Origin of the sequence: Ligilactobacillus equi DSM 15833 = JCM 10991 (genome assembly GCF_001435735.1) — a bacterium.
Lineage (GTDB): Bacteria > Bacillota > Bacilli > Lactobacillales > Lactobacillaceae > Ligilactobacillus > Ligilactobacillus equi.
In genome coordinates this window covers 1-3,034 of record NZ_AZFH01000160.1, presented here as the reverse complement: position 1 = coordinate 3,034, position 3,034 = coordinate 1, and the positions used below count along the sequence as shown (strand labels likewise).

Here is a 3,034-nt window from a genome sequence, read left to right as displayed (position 1 = left end):
GTCTTATCAGTTTCTTTTCCGCTTAAACCTTTGATGGCTGTTTCAATTGCTGAAGCTGCTCCTTCAAATTGGTCTTGAGCAGTGATACCTGAACTAATGGCATTAGTACCAGCGGTCATTGCATCGGTTAAAGCCTTTTGCTTATCATCTGTGTCGTTGTAATACTTAGCAGTACTTTCAGCATTTTTACCATTGATTAATGCTTGAACCAAATCATTAGTATTAGCCAATTCATTAATGGTATTTTGCATATTAGTAGGTGCATCTTTACCATATAATAATTTTGAAGCATTATTTCCGTCTGCAATCGCTTGAGTTAAAGCACCGTCAGCTACTTTTGGTGTGTCAGTATTGGCATGCAAAGCATTGGCATTTTTAAGATTATTCTGTAAATCGTTTACTAATTGGGGATCAATTTTAACTTTGATATTCTGTGGACCATTAGTACTAATTGTGATTGTCTTAGGTAATGTATCACCATCTAAAACCCAACCTTGAGGCACTTGACCAGTAAAGTCTTGAGTTGTATCCTTCTTCCCAACATAATTCTGAGAAGCAATAGTTTGGTTCTTACCATCTACATAATTTACTGTTTGGGTAATTTGATCAGGTCCAGCAATTGGGGTAAAAAGTTGATTAAACGTCGGTGCACTAACACTTTCTGTACCCTTTACCACTTTGCCCTCAGTATCGGTCATGAAATTAGTGAACAGTAATTGAGGTGTAGTAGTTGTTTTACCGATTTCTCTCAATAAACCGGTCAATGACATCTTGCTGCCATCACTCAACTTATCGTTTAAATGATAAATAGTTCTAATAACTAATGGACGACTATTCAAAATACCATAGTAATAATTACCTAAATTAGATGATACTTTTCCGTGATTATTCCAAATGCTTGGATGTTCACTTGCATATTCTTGATATTGAGTGCCTTTTTGACCCGAAAAAGCACCGTCTCCATTTTGATCAAGTAAAAGTTGATTATGGTAATTATACGTTTGATCATTGTCATTAGTTGCATCTGGTAATGCTCTCACTTGACTCTTATAACTTGCCCCAGAATCAGCAACACCACCAAAATCAATTCGACTGATTTCCCCACTTTTAATATAAGGTAATAACTTGGGATCGACGCCATAATGATAGGTCCAGTCTTTGACCTTATCGTTTGCATTATTATCCCAACGGTTTAAATAGTTATCAACAACAATAGTGTTGTTTGTAGAATCATAATAAACATCATCATAACCACCAACAAAACTATGTGTACCGTCTTTATTCAGATCTGCTGTCGAAACACCGTAATTTTTTTCAGCAGCCATTATTTGATTATCTTTATCAGTGTTGAAGTAACTTGTATTAAATGTTGTAGCAATAATTGAATGGGGTTCATAAACATCACGTACAAACTGCGAACCAATTCCCCAAACAAAACCTGATTCTGTTGTATCTCCTTCGTAAGAGACATAACTTCTGTATACTAAAGGATCTTTATTAGTATCTACCTCATTGTCCTTATTTAAAATATCAGCTTGCTTTAGAACATTAAAAATTGAATCCTTAAATGTAATGGTCCCTGTTTTTTGAACATGACCATTAAGAACACCACCTGATACCCAAGTCATTTGAGTTGCTTTATTAAAATCTACCCGCCAAACATTAGAATTAGTGTCTTTCTTGAATGTAACAGGAGTTTTACCTTTACCCTCATCAATAGAAATAGAATCGATTTGATTGCTTAACCGATCATCAATTTGCCAATCTAAATCTAGATTATTTACACCACTAACTGTGTCATGAACATATACACTTAAATCAAAATTCAATTCTTTTGATGTGTTCTCAACTGCTTTACCTGTTTCGTCTAAAAGCGTTGGTTTTAATTCATCAGGAGTGATATTTACTTGTTTAATACTACGTGCTGTATCACTAAGTTGCTCAGTTACTTTACCCAAATGTTTAGGATCAGAATATTCATTTAATCCTATAATTGTTGAACGTGAATTAGTTTCAGTATTATTATTACTTGAGTCATGAGATGAATTAGGATTAGCATCTACTTCTAAAAGGCTGGCTTCATATGTATTTGCATAGATTTGATCTGCAATTTTAGCAGTATTTACTGTTTCTGTGCCATTATTATTTTGCTTTATCCCTTTTAAACCTACCTCTGATAAATCAGAACCTCCATTATCTGAATTACCAGAATTGATATGATTAGTAGCATTGCTAGATTCAGCATCATTAGTGTTGTTTTTTACAGCTGCTGATGCATCTACTACTACTACTTTTTGTGGATGTGTAGGTCCAGTCTGACTTTGATCTGTGGCTTTCGACTCTTCAAGCTTAGTCGGATTTTTGGTCGTATCAGCCTTAACAGTATTATTGCCACTCATAAAAGTTAAGCCCAATAAAACTGAACATACTCCAATATTTAACTTACGTAAACTAAATCTTTGCTTTACTCTATCAAAATTATTCCCTCGTAAACTAAATCTTTGCTTTACTCTATCAAAATTATTCCCTTTTTTAAACATAGTCTCTCCTTCTTTTTAACAACAATACATTTTAACAAGCTAAACTATGAAGTGCAACAAAAAAGTTAGACAAAAACATAATATATTTTAAGTAGCTAAAGCATGAGTTCGGAAATCAACTGGACTCATGTTTTTTGTTTTGTTCGAAATTCGGTCGTTATTATACCAATTGATATACTTTCTGAAGAGACATGTGAACTCAGCTATGTCCTTACAGCTCCTGATTTTAGGTAGCGATTCGATTTTGAGAAGGTGGAAAAAACTCTCCATAGGGGCATTATCTAAATAATTTCCCTTGCGGGACATACTTTGGATTAAACCCAATGAATCAATCTTTTCACGATAGTAGTCCAATTGATAGTGCCAACCTTAGTCAGAGTGAATAATGGGATTAACACTTTCAGGAAGTTTGTCTTCAAGTTGTTTTAACGTGTCCGCAATCAGCAGTTTATTTGGACTTTGGCTAATAGAAGCAGCTAAAACCTCTTTAGTAG

2 protein-coding genes are annotated in these 3,034 nt (G+C 34.3%); both read right to left on the bottom strand.

All coding sequences use genetic code 11. The features are described from left to right. Positions 1 to 2,540: YSIRK-type signal peptide-containing protein (locus FC36_RS08710; protein WP_156409570.1), on the bottom strand; the 2,540-nt coding region annotated here is incomplete at its 3' end. A gap of 87 nt (positions 2,541 to 2,627) precedes the next feature. Further along, positions 2,628 to 2,810: an IS3 family transposase gene (locus tag FC36_RS12710; RefSeq protein WP_420843341.1), complete on the bottom strand. Its 183-nt coding sequence runs from the start codon at positions 2,808 to 2,810 to the stop codon at positions 2,628 to 2,630. Positions 2,811 to 3,034 lie beyond the last annotated feature (224 nt).